Source organism: Stenotrophomonas sp. AS012628, assembly GCF_010608305.1.
Taxonomy (GTDB): Bacteria; Pseudomonadota; Gammaproteobacteria; order Xanthomonadales; family Xanthomonadaceae; genus Stenotrophomonas; species Stenotrophomonas geniculata.
In genome coordinates this window covers 1-261 of the sequence record NZ_VMBJ01000159.1, presented here as the reverse complement: position 1 = coordinate 261, position 261 = coordinate 1, and the positions used below count along the sequence as shown (strand labels likewise).

Annotated in this window: 1 protein-coding gene; it reads left to right on the top strand. The window is 66.7% G+C overall.

Features of this window, described 5'->3' with window-relative positions; genetic code table 11:
- Window positions 1–261, top strand: a 261-nt coding sequence (locus tag G5A07_RS21410) for a tRNA-dihydrouridine synthase (protein ID WP_191863996.1), incomplete at both ends; no start/stop codon positions are given.

The window sequence follows — 261 nt, the reverse complement described above, 5'->3', positions numbered from 1 at the left end:
CACCGACCGCTCGCTGGAGATCAACCTGCGCGAGATCGCCCAGGTGAAGAAGGACTGGCCAGACCGCGCGCTGATCGTGTCGCTGATGGTGCCCTGCGTCGAGGAGTCGTGGAAATACATCCTGCCGCTGGTGGAAGCCACCGGCGCCGACGGTATCGAGCTGAACTTCGGTTGCCCCCACGGCATGCCCGAGCGCGGCATGGGCGCGGCGGTGGGCCAGGTACCGGAGTACGTGGAGATGGTCACCCGCTGGTGCAAGAC